18 protein-coding genes are annotated in these 22396 nt (G+C 61.2%); 3 read left to right on the forward strand and 15 right to left on the reverse strand.

The features are described from left to right. Positions 1-17: 17 nt before the first annotated feature. On the reverse strand, positions 18-1379 hold the full coding sequence (locus tag BLJAPNOD_RS33055) for an aspartate aminotransferase family protein (protein ID WP_115422940.1): 1362 nt from the start codon (positions 1377-1379) through the stop codon (positions 18-20). A 140-nt stretch (positions 1380-1519) separates the two neighbouring features. Between BLJAPNOD_RS33055 and BLJAPNOD_RS33060 the strand changes: the two genes are divergently transcribed. Beyond that, entirely contained in the window at positions 1520-2410 is an 891-nt protein-coding gene (locus BLJAPNOD_RS33060) for a LysR substrate-binding domain-containing protein (protein ID WP_115422941.1), read from the forward strand. 533 nt (positions 2411-2943) lie between these two features. Here the strand turns inward: BLJAPNOD_RS33060 and BLJAPNOD_RS33070 are convergent. The 7 genes from BLJAPNOD_RS33070 to BLJAPNOD_RS33100 form a co-directional block, all read right to left on the reverse strand. Next, positions 2944-4959 carry a putative 2-aminoethylphosphonate ABC transporter permease subunit gene (locus BLJAPNOD_RS33070; protein WP_115422942.1) on the reverse strand — a complete coding sequence of 672 codons (2016 nt, stop codon included), beginning with the start codon at positions 4957-4959 and terminating at the stop codon, positions 2944-2946. Between the two features lie 2 nt (positions 4960-4961). Then, positions 4962-6125, reverse strand: coding sequence for a putative 2-aminoethylphosphonate ABC transporter ATP-binding protein (locus BLJAPNOD_RS33075; protein WP_115422943.1), 1164 nt, complete (start codon positions 6123-6125; stop codon positions 4962-4964). An 80-nt stretch (positions 6126-6205) separates the two neighbouring features. Then, positions 6206-7216: a putative 2-aminoethylphosphonate ABC transporter substrate-binding protein gene (locus BLJAPNOD_RS33080; RefSeq protein ID WP_199566102.1), complete on the reverse strand. Its 1011-nt coding sequence runs from the start codon at positions 7214-7216 to the stop codon at positions 6206-6208. A gap of 347 nt (positions 7217-7563) precedes the next feature. Beyond that, positions 7564-9018, reverse strand: a complete 1455-nt coding sequence (gene phnY / locus BLJAPNOD_RS33085) for a phosphonoacetaldehyde dehydrogenase (RefSeq protein ID WP_115422945.1) — start codon at positions 9016-9018, stop codon at positions 7564-7566. A gap of 10 nt (positions 9019-9028) precedes the next feature. After that, positions 9029-10297: a phosphonoacetate hydrolase gene (phnA, locus tag BLJAPNOD_RS33090; RefSeq protein WP_115423181.1), complete on the reverse strand. Its 1269-nt coding sequence runs from the start codon at positions 10295-10297 to the stop codon at positions 9029-9031. A gap of 21 nt (positions 10298-10318) precedes the next feature. After that, entirely contained in the window at positions 10319-11521 is a 1203-nt protein-coding gene (locus tag BLJAPNOD_RS33095) for a 2-aminoethylphosphonate--pyruvate transaminase (RefSeq protein ID WP_077504588.1), read from the reverse strand. 101 nt (positions 11522-11622) lie between these two features. After that, positions 11623-13281: a Na/Pi cotransporter family protein gene (locus BLJAPNOD_RS33100; protein ID WP_115422946.1), complete on the reverse strand. Its 1659-nt coding sequence runs from the start codon at positions 13279-13281 to the stop codon at positions 11623-11625. Positions 13282-13393: 112 nt separating this feature from the next. On the opposite strand from BLJAPNOD_RS33100, the gene BLJAPNOD_RS33105 reads away from it, so the two are divergent. Beyond that, on the forward strand, positions 13394-14284 hold the full coding sequence (locus BLJAPNOD_RS33105) for a LysR substrate-binding domain-containing protein (protein ID WP_077504627.1): 891 nt from the start codon (positions 13394-13396) through the stop codon (positions 14282-14284). Positions 14285-14469: 185 nt separating this feature from the next. After that, positions 14470-15234, forward strand: coding sequence for an inositol monophosphatase family protein (locus BLJAPNOD_RS33110; RefSeq protein WP_244611211.1), 765 nt, complete (start codon positions 14470-14472; stop codon positions 15232-15234). On the opposite strand, the gene BLJAPNOD_RS33115 is transcribed toward BLJAPNOD_RS33110, so the two are convergent. The 7 genes from BLJAPNOD_RS33115 to BLJAPNOD_RS33145 all read right to left on the reverse strand — a co-directional run bounded on the left by BLJAPNOD_RS33115 (position 15215) and on the right by BLJAPNOD_RS33145 (position 22302). Further along, a complete protein-coding gene (locus BLJAPNOD_RS33115; protein WP_244611197.1) occupies positions 15215-15814 on the reverse strand; it encodes a hypothetical protein in 600 nt (199 codons plus the stop codon). The two genes, BLJAPNOD_RS33110 and BLJAPNOD_RS33115, sit on opposite strands and share 20 nt — an antisense overlap. 224 nt (positions 15815-16038) lie before the next feature. Continuing rightward, a complete protein-coding gene (locus tag BLJAPNOD_RS33120; protein ID WP_115422949.1) occupies positions 16039-17094 on the reverse strand; it encodes an ABC transporter ATP-binding protein in 1056 nt (351 codons plus the stop codon). A 36-nt stretch (positions 17095-17130) separates the two neighbouring features. Further along, complete coding sequence (locus BLJAPNOD_RS33125) at positions 17131-17940, reverse strand: ABC transporter permease subunit (RefSeq protein WP_115422950.1); 810 nt, start codon at positions 17938-17940, stop codon at positions 17131-17133. Continuing rightward, positions 17937-18791, reverse strand: coding sequence for an ABC transporter permease subunit (locus BLJAPNOD_RS33130; protein ID WP_244611198.1), 855 nt, complete (start codon positions 18789-18791; stop codon positions 17937-17939). The genes BLJAPNOD_RS33125 and BLJAPNOD_RS33130 overlap by 4 nt, the downstream gene beginning before the upstream one ends. A gap of 17 nt (positions 18792-18808) precedes the next feature. Continuing rightward, positions 18809-19951 (reverse strand): extracellular solute-binding protein, encoded by a 1143-nt coding sequence (locus tag BLJAPNOD_RS33135; RefSeq protein WP_115422951.1) that lies wholly within the window; start codon positions 19949-19951, stop codon positions 18809-18811. Positions 19952-19987: 36 nt separating this feature from the next. Further along, positions 19988-20920 (reverse strand): carbohydrate kinase family protein, encoded by a 933-nt coding sequence (locus tag BLJAPNOD_RS33140; protein ID WP_158556214.1) that lies wholly within the window; start codon positions 20918-20920, stop codon positions 19988-19990. Continuing rightward, the gene (locus BLJAPNOD_RS33145; RefSeq protein ID WP_077504596.1) at positions 20917-22302 is read right to left on the reverse strand and encodes a 6-phospho-beta-glucosidase; all 1386 of its coding nucleotides are present in this window, start codon (positions 22300-22302) and stop codon (positions 20917-20919) included. The genes BLJAPNOD_RS33140 and BLJAPNOD_RS33145 overlap by 4 nt, the downstream gene beginning before the upstream one ends. Between the last annotated feature and the right edge of the window lie 94 nt (positions 22303-22396).

Raw genomic sequence — 22396 nt, forward strand, 5'->3', positions numbered from 1 at the left:
GTCCGATGTCGATCCCGTCAACCCGCAAGGATCGACTGTTCGACGATCGTCAGCGCCCAATCGAGCTCCTCGCGAGCGATCACCAGCGGCGGCGAGAGCGTCATGACGTTGCCCCCGCTGATCTTCAGGCTCAGCCCTGCATCGAGACAGCGATAATAGGCGCGTTCGGCCAGCGCATTGTCCGGCGCAAAATCGACGCGATCGCGAACGAGTTCGACGCCGAACAGCAGGCCGCGGCCGCGGACATCGCCGACCGCAGTGCAGCGTTCGCCGAATGCGCTCAGCCGCTCCATCGCATACCCCCCGAGTTCGACCGCCCTCTCTGCAAGTCCCTCCTCGACGATGATCGAAATGGTGGTCAGCGCCGCACGTGTCGTCACCGGGTTTTTTTCATGGGTGTAGTGGCCGATGGCATAGTCGCCCGCCACGTCCAGATCGCGCCGGGCGACCACGCCGGCGATCGGCAGGATGCCGCCACCGAGTGCCTTGCCGAGTACGAGTATATCGGGGACGACGTCGTCATGCTCGCAGGCGAAAAAACGCCCGGTCTTGCCGAGGCCCGTCGGAATTTCGTCGAAAATCAGCAGGGTTCCGTGCCGATCGCAGGCCTCGCGTACCTGTTTCCAGAAGCCCGGCGCCGGCGGATTGGGCGTTGCCCGCATGGGCTCGGCGACCAGCGCGGCAAAATCGCCTTCGCGGGCGAGCACATAGGAGATCATGCTGGCGCAGGCGCGGGCAGAAGCTTCGAGCGTGTCCTGGCCATAGGCGCAATGACGGTTGGCCCAGGGCGCGACATGTTCGGCGCCTGGCAACAACGGCCCGGCGATACCCGAGCGAAAGGTGGCCTCGCCGCCGACGCTCGACGCACCAAACCCCGCACCATGGAAGGCATCCCAGAAAGAAAGAGTCTTGAAGCGACCGGTCGCAGCGCGCGCCAGCTTCAGCGCGACCTCGATCGCATCTGAACCGCCCGTGGTAAACAGCACCTTGCCGAGATCGCCTGGCGCCAGTCGACCCAGTGTTTCTGCAAGCTCGACGGCGGGTTCGCAGGTGAAACGCCGCGGCGCGAAACACAAGTCGTCGATCTGGGCCTTGATCGCCTGTTTCAGCCGGGGATGCCCGTAGCCGATATGGTGGACGCTGTTGCCATGGAAGTCCATGTAGCGGCGGCCAGCGGTATCCTCGATCCAGATGCCCTCCGCTTTGGCGATGGCCGTCAGGCAGGGGCTGGAAAGGCTCTGGTGGAGAAACGCATCTGCGTCCCGTGCCACCAGCGATGTCGTCCGCTCATCGCTGACCCGAGCGTTCCAAGTCCGCCTCGCTGGCGAGGTGTTGGCTTCGCCCTCCGTGTGAACCAATGCGGCTGCTGTGGCTCTCATCTTCTCTCCGATCGACGCGATATTGTGCTTGGACGCGTAACCTATCGCATCTATCGGGAGCGGATTAAAATCGATATTATCGCAACGAATTAAGATTTTCTCGATACATAGAAATCTCACACCAACGGTCTTGTCCTCTCATGCGTTATGTCCAGCTTCGGGCTTTCCACCACGTGGCTCTCGCCGGCAGCTTTTCTCTGGCCGCGCGCGCCTTGCACCTCACGCAACCGGCCATCTCTGACCAGGTGCGCTGGCTGGAAGAGGAGTATGACGTTGCCCTATTTGTGCGAAAACGTCGGCAAATCGAGTTGACGCCCGCGGGCTCCCGGCTCCTTGTGACGACCCGTCGCCTCTTCGATGCCGAAGGCGAGGCGCTCGACGTCCTGCAGGAAGAACGATCGCTGCGGGCAGGCGCACTCAGGATTGCCGCCGATTCGGTCGATCATGTGCTGGACGTCCTTACCGTTTTCCAGGAGCGGTTTCCCGGCATCCAGATCAAGATCGTAGGCGGCAATTCTCACAGCATCGTGGAGGCTCTGCTTGCCTATGACGTGGATATCGGCGTCCTCGGCGAACTGCTCGACGAGCGCCCGTTCGACGTTTTTTCGCTCAATGTCTCCCCTGTTGTCCTCTTCGCCGCGCGCTCTCATCCCCTTGCGACGCGGGAGAGCGTCCCCCTCGAAGCGCTGAGCGCATGGCCTCTGGTCATGCGTGAGCAGGGTTCACGAACCAGGCAGATGTTCGAGAAGCTCGCCGAGGCACAAGGCGTGCCCCTCCGCTTTGCAATTGAGGCCGAAGGCCGCGAAGCCGTCCGGCGGATCGTTGCCGCCGGCGCGGGTCTTGGGATCGTTTCGGAGGCGGAGTTCGACAACGATCCACGGCTGGTAAAAATCGCGCTCGAACACCAACCCCTTTCGATGCATGAAAAGCTGATCTGCCTGAAGGATCGCCGCAACAGCAAGTCAATCCAGGCGTTCTTCGCAACTGCTCGGTCTTTGACGCGCGAGGCGAGTTGCGGTCAACTTTCTTGAGCCCCCTACCTCGCGGTCATTTCGGACAGCCAATCCCGAAATGCCCTGACTTTCGGCAGTTTCGCCTCGGGCCTCGACGTCAGGAACGAGTATGACCCGGCGGCTTGAAGCCGGACATCGAAAGGCTCCACCAGCAAGCCGGTCGAAAGTTCACGCTCGACAAGTGCTGCACGGCCGAGCAAGACGACATGACGGATGGCTCATCGGCGCGCCGATCATGTGCGAGGAATTCGGCACGCGACCACCTGTCACCGATCCTGAAGTCGCAGGGCATCGCAAGGGCCAAGCTCGCCCTGATCCGCGACAGCGAACTTGAAGTGAATTGGAAGGTGGTCGTCGAGAACAATCGCGAGTGCTATCACTGCGAGGCCAATCACCACGGATCTGCCGGTCGACGTCCTCGTTCGGTTCTCCACGAACAACATCACACCAATTCGTGTGACCGACGTATCAGTCTCAATCCAACACGTTTGACTTACCAGAGGCGGCGGCACGCGGGCGAAGGGGGAAACCTCCTCCCGCGATGTGTCAGCTTATCGCCAGGCCTGCGTACGGGCCAACAGACCACGGGCGAGCAGCGCATGGATGAGCTTGGCGGCGACGTTGGTATAGAAGATCATCATGCCCATGGCCGCCGCCGGTGCGATATCGCCCGCATCATCCATGTTGAGCACGGCGACCGAGGCAAGCTTGGTATCGGAAGCATAGAGGAAGACCACCGCCGAGACCGTCGTCATGGCATTGACGAAGAGATAGATCGCGATGTTGAGGATCGCCGGCAGACAGACTGGCAAAGTTACGCGGAAGAACAGCCGGTGGAAGGGCTGCTTCAAGGAGGCAGCGACGGATTCGAATTCCGGATCCATCTGCTTCAGCGCCGTGAGCGCCGTCAGGTGCGCGACGGTATAGAAGTGCGTGACCGTCGAGACGACGAGGATCGTCATCGTGCCGTAGATGGCGTTGAGCGGATTGGCCGGATTGTTGAAGAAGAAGATGTAGGCAAGTCCGAGCACCATGCCCGGCACGGCCATCGGCATCATCGCCAGAAAATGGAAGACGTTCCGGCCGAAGCGGAAAGCATCCGCCTTCTCCACCATATAGGCGCCGGCGAAGACGATTACCGAACCGAACAACGCTGTCAGCAGCGCAAGCCTGATCGAGTTGGCATAAGCAGACCAGCCGCCGCCGTCCATCAGGTCAAAGGCGAAATTCTTCGCGGTCAGGGTCAGGTCGTAGGGCCAGAACTTCACGACCGCTGCGATCTGGCACATGGCGATCATGCCGAGGATGAAGAAGCTGACGAGGCATGCGAAGGCAAAACAGATTGTGTCCATGCGGACATTGGGCTTGGGCACATAGGGCACCGCCCGCGCCGAAAGCAGCGCCACCTGGCGCTTCTGCATGCGGCGGTCGACGGCGAAGGCGAGGATCGCGGGGACCAGCAGAATGACCGAAACGACCGCCCCCATCTCGAAATTCTGCTGGCCGATCACCTGCTTGTAGATATCGACGGCGAGCATGCCATATTGACCGCCGATCACCTTGGGCAACCCGAAATCGGTGATGACAAGCGTGAAGACGACAAAAGCGGCCGAGACGAGACCAAAGCGGGCGCCTGGTAAGGTGACGGTCGTGAACGTGCGCCACTTGCTGGCCTTGAGCGATGCGGCAGCTTCGTAGTGGCGGGCATCTGCGATGGAGAGCGCGGTCAGGATAATCAGAAAGGCATGCGGCAGGGTAAAAAAGACCGAGCCTATGACGATGCCGATCGGGCCGTAGATCGAGTAGCCGAGAAGCCAATCCTTGAAGATACCCTGGTTGCCGAAGAGGTATACGAGCGCGATGCCGGGCAAGAGCGACGGAACGAGGATCGGGATGGCGAGGATGCCGCGGAACAGGCCTTTGAGTGGCATGCAACTGCGCGTCAGCCCATAGGCAAGAGCGAAGGCGATGGAGATCGTCACCACCGTACTGATCGCCGCCATCAGCACCGAGTTATAGATCGAGCGGGCAAGTGCCGGCGTCGAAAAATAGGTCTTGAAATTGTCGAGGCCGAGCGTTCGTGCCGGCCTCAGCATAATGCGCCTGAAGGTGCCGGAATCGTATTCACGCCATTCGGTGCCTTTCTCCAGCGTCGAACCCGCGAGAAAGGCCGCATCATCCGTGGTGCCACGAATACGGTAGTGGACGGGGCTGCGGAAGCTGAAGTCCGGGAAGAATTTTGTGGCTGCGAGCCGGCCATCGGTGCTGCTCGCAAGGTCACCTTCCGCGACAGCGCCAAGCGTCCTGTTGAGGGCATCCGCCGTCACGACCGGACCCCATTTCGCGCCCGTTTCGTCGCTGACCTGAAACTCGAAGGCCGCGAGATCGAAGCGATAGGTCGACAGCGATTTCGACAGCATGACGAAAAGCGGCGCACCCAGGGCGACGACCAGGTAGAGCCCGATGACGGCCATGAGGCCAAACTTGATGCGGTCATCGCGGGACGTTTCCTGCCGCAGTCGCTTGCCGGCTAGCGGCAGGTATGGTGCTTCGAGGGCAATGTTCATCCTCAGGCACTCCTTGGAAAGAGCAACAGACGATCTCGCGGGATTTCTACCTGGATCACCCCACCCGTCTCTATGTTCAGTCGGCGCACCGCATTGACGGAAAAGTCGGCAACCAGCGTGCGCTCGCCAAGCCGCGGCGCCGTCAGGCGCGTGCGCCAGAACATACCCAGGAACTCCATCTCCCGAACTTCGGCATCGATAAGGTTTTGTGGCGTCGCAGGCCGGTCGACCGCACTAACGACGTGGGCATGGGCCCCATGCGGAATGATATCGACCGGGCGCACCACGGCCGTCGCAGTCGCGCCCGCTACAAGATCCCTCGTTGAACAATCGAAGGCCGAGTGACCAATCTCGACCGCCCCGTCCTTCAACACCTTTGCAGGGAATTGGTTGGTCTCGCCGATGAAGTCGGCAACGAAGAGGGTTTTCGGGTGGCTGTAGATTTCGGTGGGTGATCCCACCTGCTCGATAACGCCGTGGTTCATCACCACGATCCGGTCCGCCATCGCCAGCGCCTCTTCCTGGTCGTGCGTTACCATGATGGTGGTAACACCGAGCTTTCGCTGCAGCGACTTGATTTCATGGCGCAAGTGCACCCGCACCTTGGCGTCGAGGGCGGACAGCGGCTCGTCCAACAGAAGCAGACCGGGCGATATCGCGATAGCGCGTGCAAGGGCGATGCGCTGCTGCTGGCCGCCGGAAAGCTGGGCCGGATATTTCTTGCTCTGTTCGGAAAGTCCGACCGTTGCCAGAAGCTCGGTGACGCGCGTGGCAATCTCCGCTCTTGAGCGCCCGGTGTTTTCAAGACCGAAGGCGATGTTCTGCTCTATGGTCAGATTGGGAAAGAGCGCATAGGACTGAAAGACAATGCCGTAGTCCCGGTTGGAGGCAGGCAGTGTCGAGATGTTGCGGCCGCCCTGCAGGATCCTGCCAGCGGACTGAAGGTCGAGGCCGGCGATCGCCCGCAGGAGGGTCGTCTTGCCACAACCCGAGGGACCGAGGAAACAGATGAATTCCCCCTTGGCTATGCTCAGCGATATGTCACGAAGGGCGACGAAGTCGCCATAGCTTTTCCAGAGATCGGAGATTTCCAGATAGGGCGCCGCCACTTCCGGGGCACGGGCAATGCCCGTAGGCGTCGGTTCGATCGACAAGGCATGTCTCATCTGCAAGCTCCGCTGGCTGTCAGGCAATTTTCGAGAATGCGAAGGACGGAGTGCGAAGCACCCCGCCCGGGCGATCGATGTCAGCTCTTCGGTTCCGACTTGGCGTCGTAACGCTTCTGCCATTCCTTCAGGATGGTGGCGCGATTGTTCGCGGCCCATTCGAAGTCGTTGTCGATCATCTTTGCAGCGATGTCGGAGGGCAGATGTTCGACCGGCTTGGCGACGCCCGGATAGGCGACCACGGCATAGCCGGCATTGTACATTTCGTTGGCTTCCTTGGTGACCGACCAGTCGACCAGGGTCTTTGCAGCCTCAAGGTTGGCCGTGCCGGCGATGATCGCCGTTGCCTCCGCTTCCCAGCCCGAACCTTCCGTCGGGAAGATGATGTCGATCGGTGCGCCGGCGCTCTTGGCCTTAGCGCCGGGGAACTCGAAGGAAACACCGACCACGGCCTCGCCGGCGCCTGCCATCTTGCACGGCTTCGAGCCGGAATGCGTGTAGGCGGAAATGTTCTCGTGCAGCTTGTCCATGAAGGACCAGGCCTTCTCCTCGCCCCACATCTGCATCCAGCCCGATACGTCGAGGAACCCTGTGCCGGATGAGGCCGGGTTCGGCATGATGACATGCCCCTTGTACTCGGGCTTCGTCAGGTCATCCCAACTCTTGGGAGCCTTCAGGCCCAGTTTTTCGCCCTCCACCGTGTTGTAGCACAGGGCCGCGACATAGGCATCCATGCCGACCCAGCTCGGCGGGTTGTCCTTGTCGACGAATTTCTTGTCGAGCGCCTCGACGCCCTTCGGCTGGTATGCTTCCAGCATGCCCTCCGTTTTAAGGAGCAGCAGCGATGTTGCGGCGAGCCCCCAGACGACGTCGGCCTGCGGATTGTCCTTTTCGGCGAGCAGCTTGGCCGTCATGACGCCGGTCGAATCCCGGACCCAGTTGATGGTGATATCGGGGTGCGACTTCTCGAACGTCGCCTTGTAGCGATCAAGGTCGACAGCCTCGACGGCGGTGTAAACGGTGAGTTCGGTCTGGGCGGAAGCAATGGCAGGAAGCGCCACGGACATGGCGCCGGCAAGCATAAGAAACATGTGTCTGTTCATGCTGAAAATCTCCTCTGGAGGCCTGGAAAAAATCCGGGAAGCATGGCTGGCAATCTGTCGCTGCCCTTGTCTTGCACGCTTCAAGAGGCATTCTGCGTGGGTCGTTTCAATTAGTAAAATTTATTATTCTTATCGTTGGCAAAGTAAAAACGATGGATATTTTGCCGCAATATTGCGCACCTAGCGCGCAATTGATGATGAAACCGCCATTGGCTGCACCGTCCGGCGGCACATGCCGAAAAGGGCTGCAACAGGCCAAGAAAAAGGGAGCTGTCGATCGACAGCTCCCAGAAGAGGTGGCCAGGCAGGGGACACCCGGATCACCGGGGTCGATATCACCAGGGCAGGGAAAACGTCTTGACGTTGGTGAAGCTCTTCATCGCCTCGATCACACCCTCCTTGTAGCCGTTGCCGGAATCCTTGATTCCGCCGAAGGGGGACATCTCGATACGATAACCGGGCACTTCCCAGATGTTGACCGTACCGACCTTGAGCCCGGCGATGTACTTCTGCATCCGACGGAAATCGTTGGTGCAGACCCCCGATGACAATCCGAACGCGGTCGAGTTGGACAGCGCAATCAGGGCATCGTCGTCATCAGGCGCTCGTACGATCGGGATGATCGGGGCGAACGTTTCCTCCATCACCAGCTCGCTCGAATGCGGCACGCGATCAACCACGATCGGCGGCAGCAGGGCGCCACGGCGGCCGGGGTCGTAAAGGATCTCCGCTCCTTGCTCGGCCGCCTTATGCACCCGGCGCTCGAAGGTTTCGGCGGCACGGGCGTGCACGACCGTCCCCAGGTCGATCGCACGATCCATCGGGTCACCGAAGCGAAGTTTCTTTGCGCGCTCCAGCACCAGCGGCACGAACCGGTCGGCGACGCTCTCTTGGCAGAGAATGCGCTTGACGGCCGTGCAGCGCTGGCCCGAATTCTTCGTGGCGCCGGCAACAGCAAGATCCGCCGCCTTTGCCAGATCGTCGTCGGAGAGGTCGTTGAGAATGATCAGGGGATCGTTGCCACCGAGCTCGAGGATCTGGCGCTTGTAGTGGGCGTTGGCCGCGATCAGCTTGCCCACCGGCACGCTGCCGGTAAACGTGATGAGGTCGAAGTTCGGGTTGGTCATCATCTCCATCCCGATATCCGCCGGCCAGCCGGTCACCACCGACAGCATTTCCGGCGGCAATCCGGCCTCGTAGAGAATGTCGGCGAAGACAAGTGCGGTCATCGGCGTCAGCTCCGTCGGCTTCAGCACCACGCAATTGTTGGTGGCGATCGCCGGAGCCACCTTGTGCGCCACCATGTTGAGCGGGTGGTTGAAGGGTGTGATCGCCGAGATCGCGTTGAGCGGCTCGCGCATCGTGAAGATCTTGCGCGCCTTGCCATGTGGGGTGAGGTCGCAGGAGAAGATCTCGCCGTCATCGCGAATGCACATCTGGCCCGACAGGGTCAGCACGTCGAAGGCGCGCCCCACTTCGTAGAGCGAATCCTGCTTCGAGATGCCGAGCTCCAGCGTGATGATGTCGGAGATCTCCTCCTTGCGCGCAACCAGCATCTCGGCCGCCTTCAAGAGGATGCGCTGGCGTTCGTATCGCGTCAGCTTCGGCTGGTAGGCCGCCGCGATCTCGAAGGCCTTGCGCGCATGCTCGGCATTGCCTGCCGGAACGGTGCCGATGACGGCATCGTTCCAGGGATAGTGCACCTCGATCACCCCCTCAGCATCGACCTTTTTGCCGGCGATGCGCATGGGCTCGTGGCGTAGAGCGAATGTCGTTTCCACCTTGGTCATTGTCCGCTCCTCAATTTGCCGGCTGTGCCGCCGCGACCAGCGCATAGTAGAAGGCGTCGAAATTGCGCAGGGATGCCGCGGAAGTCAGTTCGGGCAGCTTGCGGTTGGAGATGAATGGAACCTGTTGTTCGGTCAGACCACCATGTGAGCGCAGCGGCTCGTTCAGCGCGGCAAGATCGTGTCGGTGCTCGCTGGTGCCGAGTGTCTTGTTCTCCGAGGAGATGAGCACGATATCGCCGATGCGATCATCCGGCAGTTCGAAACGGATGCAGGCCTCCGGTCGCGAAAGCACGACGTCGATGCCCTCGATCGCCGCCAGCCGCTCGATGATCTCTTCCTTGTCGGCGCGTTCCGGCAGATATGCGGTTGCGAACGAACCAAGTGCGCCGTGATGGACGACATAAGGATCCGTGATCGGCAGGATGACGCGGGCTGCATCCTTGCCGAGCCATTCGTCGAGCACGTCCTGCACGTAGATGACATCGGGCGAACCGTCCGCCTTGTGCTTCGGTTTCATGCCGTGATCGGCCGTCACGATGATCGCAGCACCGAGCGCGTCGAGTTCAGTCAGGTACTTGTCGAACATCTCGTAGAAGGCGTTTGCCTGGGGAACGCCCGGCGCATATTTGTGCTGCACGTAATCGGTCGTCGTCAGATACATGACGTCAGGCGCGAATTCCTTCAGCAGCTTCACGCCGGCGGCGAAGACGAATTCCGAAAGTTCCGCGGAATAGACTTCCGGCACCGGCCGGCCGAGCCAGGCCGAGGCATTCTCGATGCCGTGCTCCGCCTTGGTCGACGTGTCGGATTTTTCGGACGAGAAGCAGATCGCCCTGCCCTCGTCGAACTTCAGGCCGTCGCCGAGAAGCGCACGCAGCTTGTCCTTGGCGGTGACGACCGCGACCTTCGCACCGGCATCGTAGAACGCCTTGAAGATGGTCGGCGCGCGCAGGAAGCGCGGATCGTTCATCATCACTTCCTTGCCGGTCTGCGGTTCATAGAGATAGTTGCCGCAGATGCCGTGAATGGCCGGCGGACGACCGGTGGCGATCGACAGGTTGTTGGGATTGGTGAAGCTCGGGATGACGCTGAGCGCCGTGCGTTCCGTGCCGGTCTGGCGCATACGGGCAAGCGTCGGCATCAGTCCGGCCTTGATGGCCTCGTCGAGATAGGCCGGCTCGCAGCCGTCGAGGCAAATGGCGATGGCCGGGACGTTCGGCCAGGGATAGCTGCGCCGGTTGGCGGTGACGGCGACGTTGATTTTAGACATCTGGTTCATCGGGAAAATCCTATCGTTCATTCAGGCGGCGAGACGGCTGCGTTCGGCAAGGGCGACCGCCGGCGGGGCGGCGCTGGCAACCCCCATTTCGGTGAGGGATGTGCGCGCGGCCTCGACCACGCGGCGCATGACATGCTCGTCCATGCGGCCGATGCAGCCGACGCGGAAACTGTCGACGACCGTCAGCTTGCCGGGGTAGATGATGAAGCCCTTTTCCTTCATCAGCTCGTAAAAGCGGTCGAAGGCGAAAGCGGGATCGGCCGGGCTGAAGAAGGTGACAATGATCGGCGACAGCCAGCGATCGGCGAGCAGCGTTTCGAAGCCTGCCTCGCGCATGCCGGCGACCATGACGTCGCGGTTGCGGGTATAGCGGGCACCACGGGCGGCAACGCCGCCTTCCTCACGGTGCAGCCGCAGCGCCTCCAGGAACGCAGCGACAACGTGGGTTGGCGGCGTGAAGCGCCACTGGCCGGTCTTGTTCATGGCGTCCCACTGCGCGTGCACATCGAGGCTGAGCGAATGGCTGCGGCCCTTGGCGGCCTCCAGTTCGGTCTTGCGGGCGATGACGAAGCCGAAGCCGGGCACGCCTTCGATGCATTTGTTGGCGGACGAAACGATCGCCTCATAACGCAGATCGGCAATTCCGGCTGGAACGGCACCGAAGGCGCTCATGGAGTCGACCAGCAACTTACGCCCATTGGCATAAACGACCTCGGAGATTTCCTTTAGCGGATTGAGGATGCCGGAGCTGGTCTCGCAATGAACGACGATGACATGGGTGATAGCAGGATCCGCATTGAGTGCTGCCGCAACCTCGGGGCCACGCGGCGGCATGTAATCGCCTTTGTCGATCGTCACATGGTCGCGGCCGAGATAGCCGAGCGTCTGGGCGATGCGCTTGCCGTAGGCGCCGTTGATCAGCACCAGCACCTTGCCGTCGCGCGGAACGAAGCTGCCGAGCATGGCCTCGACCGAGAACGAGCCGCTGCCCTGCATGGGAACGCAGTCGAACTCGCCCTTGGTGTCGCCGGCAATGTCGAGAAGCTGGCGGCGCAGTTCCGCGGTCATGGCGCGAAAGTCGCCGTCCCACGAGCCCCAGTCGCGGAGCATCGCCTCCTTGACTTCGTAGGCCGTCGTCAGCGGGCCGGGCGTGAGCAGATAGGGTTCGCCCAGTCTTGGCGTTTCCAGCGGTGCGATGGTTCTGTCAGAAGCGGTGTTTGGCATTGTCCGTCCTCACGTTGGCGTCTCCGGGGATGACAATGCGGCGGCTTGATATATATGTAAAATCGTTCTTTTGTATGAATCTATCGATTTGGCTTATGATGCTACGCCGCCGGCACCAGACGGCTTTCGAGCAGATCCCCGGTCTCGCGAAGGCGCGGATAGGCCATGGTCGTGACCAGCGAATTGAGTTCCTTCAGCGCGCGCACGATCTCCAGATGCATGTCGCTGGACTGGATGCTTGCGGATACTCCCTGCCTGAGCCGCTCCAGGTGGCTCTGGCTGCTTTCCTGCACCAGCCGGCGGACATGCTCCTTCTGGCGCACCATCTCCCGGGCAATCACCGGTTCAGGCGAAACGAGCAGACTGGCGGCAAGCTTCACATTCGAAAACACGGCCACGTGCAGCGCCATCAGTTCGTTCCAGCCCGCTGGCGAAAAGGCCCCGGCACCCTCCAGCCGCTCCTCCGCCATGCGCAGCAGGCTCTTCGACACGACATCGCCGGCATATTCCAGATGAATGGCCGCCTCGGTGAGCTCGATGCCGCGCCGCGACTGCTCGTCGGTCAGGATGCCGCGATTGACGGCAGCGATGAAGAGCTTGATCTCGCTATGGGCGCGATGGATGTCCCCATCAATGCGACGCAGCGCATCGACGGTCTCGGGCGTTGGCGAGGCAATCACATCCATGACCGGTTCAAGCATGTGTGTAATCAGGTTTCCCATATGCAGCACTTCCCGTGCGGCGGCGGCCAATGCCTGGGCAGGCTTGTCGACCAGAGACTGGTCCAGTGCGCTGACATGCGCCAGGAGGCCGGCTTCTTTTCCCGCGACGTTTTGCGGGGTGAGCAGACGAATGAAGCGCGCCATCAGGCCACACGACACAAGCCCCAGGAGGACCAGCGCGGCGTTAAAGAGCACATGCAGATTGACGAGCTTGGCAGCGACCGTCGCACCGGGCAACCACGCAAAAGACACCTGCAGGGAAAACAGCGAGAAGACCGCGGCACTGAACAGCGCCCGAAAAACGAGATTGCCAAGCGGCAGCCGCCTGCCCTCCACTGGCAGGCCGCGCGTCAACCACAGAGCGATCAGCCCGCCGCCAAGATTGACGCCAAGAACGAGGGGGATGCCGACGTCGAGCGGCAGCAGGCCTTTGGCCGCAAAGGTCACGATCAGAAGGATCGCTGCAACGCTGGAATGCAGCCCCCAGGTGAAGAGCGCGGCAACGATCATCACCGTCAGCGCGTCCTTGCTCAGCATCTCGATCGCCGCCGGCAGCAGCGGGCTTTGGCCGAGCGGAAGGGTCGCGTGGCCGATCATCTGCAGCGACAGCAGCAACAGGCCGATGCCGAGAATCGCCCGCCCCGCCTCGACTGGCTTTCGAACACGCGCCTTGAGATGCAGGAGGCCGCCGCCGGCAATCAAGAGCGGCGCCAGCCAGTGCAGATCGAAACTCAGGATTTTCACGACGAGCGCCGAGCCGAGGTCGGCGCCGAGAAGCACCGCCAGACCGACATCGAGTGCCATCGCCCCGCTGACCGCAAAGCCAGCGGCGAGCATCGCGACCGCCGTCGAACTCTGCAGTGCGATTGCGATCAGACAGCCGTAGGCTGCTGCGCGCGGCCTGCCGCCAGCGCCGCCGACGGCCCGGGTGACGACATCGCCGCAGGCGGCCTCGACACCCTTCTTGACGAGACTGACAGCGTAAAGCAGCAGGACCGTTGCAGCGGCAAGCTCGAGGGCGACAGCCGAGAGGTTCATGGGCGCGCTCCGGAAAGGTTTGGCTCCGGAAACTATCTTTTGCCCCTTTACATAAATCAAATCGTTCGTTCTGATGGTTCCATCGACAAAACTTATCCTTGAGGGTGTTACCGTGCGCTATGTCCAGCTCCGTGCCTTCCACAATGTAGCCATCCACGGCGGCTTCTCGCGAGCGGCCGAGGCGCTGTTTCTGACCCAGCCGGCCGTCTCCGACCAGGTACGCAAGCTGGAGGAAGAGTATGACGTTCTGCTCTTCAATCGGAACAAGAAGCAGGTGACGCTGACGCATGCCGGCCAACAGCTTCTGGAAGTCACGCGCCGGATGTTCGACGTCGAACAGCAAGCGCTTGATCTTCTTTCGGAATCACGCGCATTGAGGGCTGGAAAGCTCCGCATCGTCGCCGACGCCGCGCACCATCTACTGCACATCCTGGCCGCCTTCCGGCGCGCCTACCCGACGGTTCAGGTGTCGATTGACGCCGGCAACACCGAGACGGTCATTACCAGCCTGCACGCCTATGAGGCCGATATCGGGGTTCTCGGCGAAATCCCTCAGGTCGGCGACTTCGACGTTCTCAAGCTCAATTCGACACCGATCGTCGCCTTCGCGAGTCGGGACTATCCTCTTGCGGCGGGTGAAAGCGTCACCTTCGCGGAGTTGGCAAATCACCCGCTCGTCATGCGCGAACGAGGCTCGAAGACCCGCCAGAAGCTCGAGGCGATGGCCGAACAATGCGGCGTCACGCTCACGCCGCTGATCGAGGCCGAGGGGCGCGAGGCGGTTCGCGAGATCGTCGCCGCCGGTGGCGGTGTCGGCTTTGTGTCGTCCGCCGAGTTCGGCCAGGACAACCGTCTCGTGCCGATCAGGATCGATGCCCCGGAAATGCTGATGGATGAGGCGCTCATCTGCCTGCGCGAACGCAGCAACGGTAAGCTTGTTCATGCATTCTACGAAATAGCGCGCAAACTCACACAGAACCAAGCAGACGTGAAGGCACCGTGAGTTCCGTGATGGCGGCCCGTTTGGGGTGCGCGACGGCACCGGCTTTTGTTCGGCTGTCGCTTCTGCCCTCCTTGTGCACGGCATCAACTTGCCCATCTGGAAATGACCTGTTATGACCAGTTCGATTTATTCCTCTACCGGGAAGGCGAACGATGTCATTTCAGCCGAGCGACGTAACGTCAGCGATGATAGATGCGGCGCGCGCTGGCGGCGCCACGGCCCTTGAATACTATGCCGCAACCGAGACGATCGGCATGGTCGAAAAGGCACCCCGGGACTATCAGCTGGCAGCAGACATTGCGACGGAACGAACCATCGCTGCCATGCTCAAAGAGAAATGCCCGGACGCTGGCATTGTCGGCGAGGAAAAGACGAGCGACAGTGCAGGATCCGGACGACGGACATTCATCATTGACCCGATCGACGGGACGTCGAACTTCGCGTTTCATATTCCATTTTTCGCGCAGGTCATTTCGCATGTGGAAGACGGGCGGGTGACTGCGGGCGTCGTCTTCGACCCCGTCCGTGACGAAATGTTCGTCGCGGAGGCAGGCAGAGGCGCACATCTGAATGGCAAGCGACTGCCGGTTTGTAGCGAGGTGGTGCCAGAACGGTCGGTGGTCGGCGTCGGACTTCCGATCCCCGGGCAAGTCCAGGGTGTTTCGGTGGAACGCTATCACAGCGCCTTGCGTGCGGTGATTGATCGGGTGGCCGTCACCAGGCGTCTTGGTTCCGCTGCGCTTTCCGTCGCCTATGTCGCCGCCGGACGGCATCACGCCTGTTTCGAAGATGGGCTCGATACGCTCGACTACCTCGCGTCCGCCCTGCTGGTCAGAGAGTGCGGAGGCGTCGTCACGGACTTCCAGGGGAACGAGCAGAATGGCAATGGCGCAGTTCTCGCGAGCGTGCCGACCCTCCACCCCTGGCTGCTCAGCCTCTTTGCGGAATGACCCGGCTTAGCAGGCGCTCAAGAACACGCGGCTCGTCCGTGGTGATTTGATCAACGCCTGCTTGAACCAGACGGCCCAACGTCTCCTCGACCCTGCTGTGGTCGGCATTCAAGGTGTAGGCGTCCACCTTCATGCCCGCCGATCGAAAGATCGAAACGACGTTCACGCCGGCATCGAGCCCCGCAAGTATGATGGGGTATTCCAGATAGGCATATGCGGCGAATGGCACCGCGCGGGCAGCGTCGCGAGCGAAAGCCTCGAACGCTCCGGTTCGTTGCAGCGATGCCAGCGTATCGTCGCGGCAAGGGTCATAGCCGACCTTGAGCCCCGAGAGCCCCGCCCCGAGGCTGAGAAGCCCGGCCGGATCATCTCCCGAAAGGATGAAGCGGCTAGCGCAGGACGCGAGACAATCGTGAAACCGCTGACGATGCTCTTCCGAAAGTGTTCCTATGTCGTCCTTGAAATCCAGTTGCATCAATGCGTCCGGGTGAACCGCCTCGCCGCCCATCGCGGCGGCAAGATCGCCAAATAGCATGGGTCGCACCTCTGTCAGCCTGCCATCATCGCTGCGCATCAGCATTGATCCGACGTCCGACGACGTGAAGTCGCGCACCGGACCGGCAGCATTGGTTTCGCGATCGACCGTCGCATCGTGCAGACAGACGAAATCGCCGTCAGAAAGGGCGCGCAGATCCACTTCCATCGATGCGCCGCATGCTGCGCCCTGCAACATGCTGGTCAGGCCAAACGCGCAGTCGGTCCGGACCTGGCGCAACCGATGCCACTTGAGAGCGGGCCGAAAGCTCACCTCAGGACTGCGGCCGAACGGAAGACGTCGTGCCCGTCCTTGAAGACGGAGAAATGAACAGGATCGAGGAATATGTGCTGACCCGGCTCGAGCACCGTCTCGGTGTCGGCATGTATCTTCACACGATTGACGCCGTCGGTTGTCGCCTCGACGGTGCGGTACGCTCCGAAATGAACGACGCGGGTAATCTTCGCCGATGCCGAAACATCTCCGCCCTGAGCAGCGATCGCCAGCTTCTCCGGCCGAACCGCAAGTGTTGCCTCCCCATCCGGCAATGGAACTCTGACTTTGAAGCCGGCGGCATCCATCACGCCCGACGAAACATGGCCGTCGATCATGTTCATCGCGCCGATGAAGCCGGCAACAAACTTGTCCTGCGGCTGCGCATAGATATCGGCAGGTCCACCCACCTGATTGATCTTGCCAACCGACATCACAACGACCCGGTCCGCGATCGCAAGCGCCTCATCCTGCCCGTGGGTTACGAAGACGGTGGTGATCCCAAGCTCGCGCTGAATATTGCGCACTTCCTCGCGCAAACGCTCCCTGAGATGTTGGTCGAGGCTGGCGAACGGTTCGTCCATGAGCAGTATTTTCGGCTCCAGAACGATGCATCGCGCAATCGCGACGCGTTGCTGCTGCCCGCCTGAAAGGCGCAGCGGGCTTCGCTTGCCGTAGTCTGCGAGACCGACCAGATCGAGCGCCGCATCCACCTTGCGGGCAATTTCCGTTCGGCTCATCTTCCTGAGCTTGAGCCCGAATGCGATGTTCTCGAAGACATTCATATGTGTCCAGAGCGCGTGGCTTTGAAAAACCATCGCGGTCGGGCGGTTCTCCGGTGCGGTGGCCGTTACGTCGATACCGTCGATGAGGACGCTGCCTGCAGTCGGCATCTCAAAACCGCCCATGATCCGCAGGAGCGTCGACTTGCCCGATCCCGAAGGCCCGAGCAGGCAGACCAGTTCGCCCGATGCGATTTCGAGAGAGATGTCGCTGACTGCGGCCATGTTGCCGTAGCGCTTCTCGATACCCTTCAGTTCCAATTTCGCCATTTCAACAGACCTCCGACAAGACGCGTGCGTGCGGCGTCATGCGCCAAATCCTTTTGCAAACTGGTTCGACGCCAGGACCCGGCGCGCAAACAACAATGCGATGAATGACGGCACCCAGAGCAGAACGGAGAGCACTGCCCCGTATTGCACGACGATCTGCCCGGTGATCATCTGCAACATCACCATGGGCATCGTGCGCAGCTTGGGTGCCCCGACCAGCCATGCGCCTTCCGTCTCGTAGAAAGTCGAAACGAATGTGAGCAGCATCGCGGCCCCGATGGCAGGTGCTGCCTGAGGGATGGTGATGCGAATGAATGTTCGCACCGGCCCGGCTCCTACATCGCGCGCGGCTTCCTCCAGTCGGCGGTCGACGCCACGGAATGCCGCCGACGGCAGCCAGATCATGATCAGCATCGTGTTCAGCAGCTGCACGAGGACGATACCCCAGAACGTGCCCACAAGCCGCAGGCTGAGGAACAGCGTCGCGATCATCACGATCAGTCCGAACCGTGGAAAGGCGTTGATGGCGAGGAACGACATCATGAAGGTGCGGCGCCCGACGAACTCCATACGGGCAAAGGCATAGGCCGCCGGCAGGCAGATCACTGCCGATAGCAGTGTCACCGTGACCGAAAGCGCAAGCGACAGGCGCAAGGCCGAGAGAACATCGGCGCGCGCCAATGTCGTGTACCAATATCGCAGGCCCCACTCAGTCGGAAGCAGCGCCGGATAGGTCCACTTCTCGGCAAAAGCCCAGAGAAACACCGTCGCGATGGGCATCACCACATAGGCGATCAGGACAAGCATGATGATGCTGCCCACGATCGTGCTGGCACGGATCTTCATACGTCCTGCTTTCTCGTCAGCATGACGACATAGAGGATGCCAAACACGGAGCAGGTCAGGAACGTGATCACGGCCTGTGCTGCGGCAAAGTCTGGCTGGCGGACTTCCGAAAATGTTCTCAGCATGTAGGGACCCATCATCTCCGGAGACGCCGGCCCCAGCATGTAGGGGATGACGAACGAGCCGAAGAGGCTGATGACGTTCAACGCCATCACCACCAGGAGCGAGTCGACCATGAGCGGCAGGATGATGCGATGGAATATGACGACATAGCCGGCACCGACATCGCGGGCGGCCTCGATCGCCTCCTGTGACACCTTCGCCATGCCCGCGGTCAGGATAAGCAAGGTCAGAGGCATGTGATCCCAGACCAGGCCGATCACCGGTCCCCATGGCGTCAGATACGGCGAACTGTAGGAATTGAACCCGACCACTTCCAGCAATGACTGAAGCAGGCCGTTCGGGCCGATGTATCGAATGAGCGCATAGGCGACGATGATACCCGGCACGAACATCGGAAAAAGCGCCAGGGCCTGAACAACGGCGGCCAGGCGACTGCGGGTGAAATGCAGATAAATGGCGATCGGCAGACAAATGGCGATCAGCAGGATCAGCGTCACCGCCGTCGTCCACACAGTGCGAACGTAGTTGGCGACACTATAGGGATCGGTAAAGAACCGGTGATATCGAGTAAGGCTCCAGGAGACGGAGCCATCGGCTGCGGTCTCCTGGAGCGTTTGCACGATCGATACGCCGGCGGGATAAAGCAGCAGGCAGACCATGACTGCAAGCGGCGGGCCGATGAGCAGCAGCCCTTTCAGGTTTCGTGTAGAGGTGCCTTCGCTTCCCAAACCAGCGCTCCGATCTCTTAGTTTCGCGCGATCGCGGGCGCGACGTTGCGATACCAGCCGTCATTGACGGCTGCTTCCCACTCGCCGTCCGGGAAGGCCGGGATCGACTTCGGTATGATGTCGGCATTTGCGGTGCGGATCTCGTCCGAAAGATAGGACCATTCGATCGACGGGAATCCGGCGATCTGATCGACGATCTGTTCCTGGACGGCAGGAGAAATGAGGACGTTCGCGAGTTTGGTCGCAGCCTCGATATTCGTGGCATTGGTCGGGATGGTGCAATAGGCAAAGCCGCCGACGAATGCCAGATCCTGCAGCTGGGCCAGTTTGATGTGAGGCGGCAATTCGCCCGATTTCAGGCCGGACAGTGCCTGATCCGACCAGGTCGGCACCATCGAGACGACGCCCGAGACGAGCAACTGAAGCGACGGCGTGTTGCCGGCCGTATAGGATCCGCCCTGATAGAGCGAAGGTGCCAGTTCCTTCAGGATCTCCCAGGCTGGCGGCAGCATCGCGTCTGCCTTTTCCTTGCTGAAATTAGCCGCCGTGAATGCGGACGGGTCCCGACCGTTGGCTTCGTGGATCGCGCGCCGTACGAAATTGCCGCCGGACCCGCCCTTGTCCGGGCGATTGTAAATGAACTGGCCGGGGGTCGCCTTGATCCAGGCTGTCAGTTCCTCCCACGTCTTCGGGGGCGTTTGCACCTTGTTGGAATCATAGGCCAGAACGACCTGTGAGCCACGGTAAGGAAGACCGAAATTGGTATCGATCGCCAGCTTGTTGAGCTTTGCGTAGTTGCTCATCGATGCCTTTGAAAAATCGAGCCAAAGACCAGCATCGATCGCACCGACCGTATTGCGTGGATTGAAGGCCTCCATCACATCGACCTGCGGATCGCTCTTTGTCTTCAGGGCCGCAAGGGCTCGATCGGCCAGGGCCATCATGCCCGAGTTTCCATCGGATACAGTCACGTTGACGACAAGGTCCGGTAGCTCTTGCTGCAGGGCCGGAACGACGACATTGGACCAGAAATCTGCCACGTTCTGATCGCTCCCCACGATCACTTCGACCGCCCCGTCAGCGCTAAAGGCCAGCCTGGGGCTGATGGCAATTGCCGCAGCAGCTGCCGCTGCGGATGCAAGGAATTCCCGACGTTTCATATGCATGCTCCCACGTTGCGTTTGATGTGTCGTTCTCTACCAGGTGGCTTCTGCCATGCTTCGAAGAAGCTCACTTTCTCCGGGCAGCGCCTTGCCGCCATGTGCCGTCACCGAGGCCGACCCGCAGGCGACGGCGGCTCGAAGCGCCTTCTCCATGGACCAGCCCTGCAATAGTCCGTAGATGAAGCCGGCGTTAAAACTGTCGCCGGCACCCGTCGTGTCGACGACCTCGACTTGCGGCGCGCCGATTTCGATGACCTGGCCCGCGTGGAGTGCTGCGGCGCCCCGTGCGCCGCGCTTGATCACTGCTGTCGGGCAATAACCGGCAATGGCCAACAGTGCCCCATCATAGCTCTCGCTGTTTGTCAGCCGCGTTGCCTCGGTCTCATTGCAGAGGAAGCAATCGGTGTGGCGCAGAATGTCGGCGAGATTGCCGTCGGCGATAACCTCGTCGATGTGCTGGCAATCCAGGCAGCAAAAGACGCCGATGGAGCGGGCAAAGGCGAACAGATCTGCCAAGTCGTTGCGGCAGGTGAGCCCTTGCACGATGAGGACACGCGGCCAGAGACGCTCGATCTCGGCTTTGGACGGAAGCGTCTCGTCCCCCTGGAAGTGACTTATGAACCCGCGGTCCTGTGCCATGGAGAAGGCAGCGCTCAGGCGGATTCTTGGCTCTGCGCGCCGCTGGAACAGGGAAGCGTCGATATCATCCCGTGTCGCCGCTGCGATCATCAGCTGGCTGAAGAGATCGGTTCCGGTCTCGCACCACCAGCCGACCTTCACGCCGAGCAGGGAAAACGCGCGCGCCGTCGTGTAGCTGGCTCCCGGGACGGCATCGAAGTCCTTCGACCATACGTCGGCGCCGAGCCTTGGTATCTCGCCAAGACCGGAAAAAATCAGGTCGTAATAGTACTCGCCGGCGAGCACCACATCATATGGTGAGGCCTGGCCCTGCCTTGAAAGGATCAACGCCATTCTCCGGCAAAAGGCTGATGCGCAGCGATGTATTGCTCGACCAATGGCTCCGCGCGCGAATAGGACAACACAAGCGGGTGCGCGACCAGAGCCTCGACGGCCAGATCCTTCCGCCGCTCGGCAATCGCCCTGACGGCGAGGCGCTCATAACGTTTAATGTTGTGCACGAGTTGCGCCTGCGCCTCCGGCATCGCCCCGATCCTTTTCGCTTTGATGCCGTCGCGGCCAACGACGCAGCTGACTTCGACGACGTCATCGGGCCGAAGGCCGTCGATAGCGTCCCCGTTGCGCACGTTCAATCCGATATGGCACTCGGCTCCCGATTCCATCGCATCGATAATGTTGAGCGCAACACCGGCGTAACCCTCGCCGACACCGTCCGCGGCATGCGCACTGACCGCCCGGATGGCCCTGTCGGCATCTTCCATGCTGGGCGCTTCGGGTCGCGCGTAGTGCATGTAGGTCGCCTCGCGGCGCTGCTCATAGGCGAAGTAGGCGGCAAGGGCAGCATCCGCATCGCGCTCGACGCCGATGTCAGAAAGTTCCGCGATCAGGGTTCGATTGAGGTCACGCACTTCCTCGCCACGGGTGCGCGCATCGGCCTGGATGTCGCCAAGCGCCTTCTCGGCATAGTAGAAGTAGTAGAGATACTCGTTGAGCCAGAGCCGATGCCGCCGGATGATCGCCGGATCGAAAATGCGCTGCGCCGTTTCGGCAAGAAACGCATCGTCATCCAGGAGGCCTTGCAGAACCTCTTGCCCTCCGACGACCGCAGACCGGGTGAACGACAGGTGATTGAGGCCGAAGACTTCGGTCTGCACGTCCCTGACGGCAACACCGAGCTTTTGTGCTACCGCTTCCTGGGCAGCGTTGGCGCCGTCGCAGATGCCGACGACACGATCGAAGCCCGCGTCGCTCAGCGCCTGCGCCACCAGACCCGCGGGGTTGGTGAAATTGAAGAGCCAGGCATCCGGACTGACCTCTTTCAGCAACTGGGCATATTCAGTGATGACAGGAATGCTGCGCAACGCCATGGCAAAACCGCCGGGTCCGGTGGTCTCTTGGCCGAGAACGCCGTGCGACAAGGCAATCCGCTCGTCCTTGACGCGCCCATCCTCGCCGCCAGGCCGAACAGTCGTGACCACGTAGCGTGCACCCTCAAGGGCTTTCTCGGCAGTCACGGTGGCGGAAATGCGGACAGGCGACTGCATCCTGAGAGCAATCTCGCGGGCAAGCCCGCCGAAGATCTCGAGTTTCGATTGATCGACGTCATGCAGGCAGATTTCGGTAAGCCCGCTGCGCTCGGCCCTGCGAAGGGCCGAAGCCACGAATAGGGGCGCTCTTACGCCGCCGCCGCCAATCAAAGTGAGCTTCATTGGATACCTCAGTTGTCTCGTAACGCCAGTCGTAACTGGTCATATCCAGACATGTCAAGATAGCCCGTTGCCTTGCCGCCATATTTCGTGCAGC

It is taken from the genome of Ensifer sp. M14 (assembly GCF_003355565.1).
In the GTDB taxonomy this organism is placed as follows: Bacteria; Pseudomonadota; Alphaproteobacteria; order Rhizobiales; family Rhizobiaceae; genus Ensifer.

What these genes read in the sequence shown, in the direction of transcription:
- phnA (WP_115423181.1), bottom strand. Translation starts at nt 10,297, where the DNA reads ATGAACCAGATGTCTAAAATCAACGTCGCCGTCACCGCCAACCGGCGC.
- BLJAPNOD_RS33120 (WP_115422949.1), bottom strand. Translation starts at nt 17,094, where the DNA reads ATGGCGAAATTGGAACTGAAGGGTATCGAGAAGCGCTACGGCAACATG.
- BLJAPNOD_RS33075 (WP_115422943.1), bottom strand. Translation starts at nt 6,125, where the DNA reads ATGAGACATGCCTTGTCGATCGAACCGACGCCTACGGGCATTGCCCGT.
- BLJAPNOD_RS33080 (WP_199566102.1), bottom strand. Translation starts at nt 7,216, where the DNA reads ATGTTTCTTATGCTTGCCGGCGCCATGTCCGTGGCGCTTCCTGCCATT.
- BLJAPNOD_RS33115 (WP_244611197.1), bottom strand. Translation starts at nt 15,814, where the DNA reads ATGCTGATGCGCAGCGATGATGGCAGGCTGACAGAGGTGCGACCCATG.
- phnY (WP_115422945.1), bottom strand. Translation starts at nt 9,018, where the DNA reads ATGACCAAGGTGGAAACGACATTCGCTCTACGCCACGAGCCCATGCGC.
- BLJAPNOD_RS33060 (WP_115422941.1), top strand. Translation starts at nt 1,520, where the DNA reads ATGCGTTATGTCCAGCTTCGGGCTTTCCACCACGTGGCTCTCGCCGGC.
- BLJAPNOD_RS33055 (WP_115422940.1), bottom strand. Translation starts at nt 1,379, where the DNA reads ATGAGAGCCACAGCAGCCGCATTGGTTCACACGGAGGGCGAAGCCAAC.
- BLJAPNOD_RS33100 (WP_115422946.1), bottom strand. Translation starts at nt 13,281, where the DNA reads ATGAACCTCTCGGCTGTCGCCCTCGAGCTTGCCGCTGCAACGGTCCTG.
- BLJAPNOD_RS33070 (WP_115422942.1), bottom strand. Translation starts at nt 4,959, where the DNA reads ATGAACATTGCCCTCGAAGCACCATACCTGCCGCTAGCCGGCAAGCGA.
- BLJAPNOD_RS33095 (WP_077504588.1), bottom strand. Translation starts at nt 11,521, where the DNA reads ATGCCAAACACCGCTTCTGACAGAACCATCGCACCGCTGGAAACGCCA.
- BLJAPNOD_RS33125 (WP_115422950.1), bottom strand. Translation starts at nt 17,940, where the DNA reads ATGAAGATCCGTGCCAGCACGATCGTGGGCAGCATCATCATGCTTGTC.
- BLJAPNOD_RS33135 (WP_115422951.1), bottom strand. Translation starts at nt 19,951, where the DNA reads ATGAAACGTCGGGAATTCCTTGCATCCGCAGCGGCAGCTGCTGCGGCA.
- BLJAPNOD_RS33145 (WP_077504596.1), bottom strand. Translation starts at nt 22,302, where the DNA reads ATGAAGCTCACTTTGATTGGCGGCGGCGGCGTAAGAGCGCCCCTATTC.
- BLJAPNOD_RS33110 (WP_244611211.1), top strand. Translation starts at nt 14,470, where the DNA reads ATGATAGATGCGGCGCGCGCTGGCGGCGCCACGGCCCTTGAATACTAT.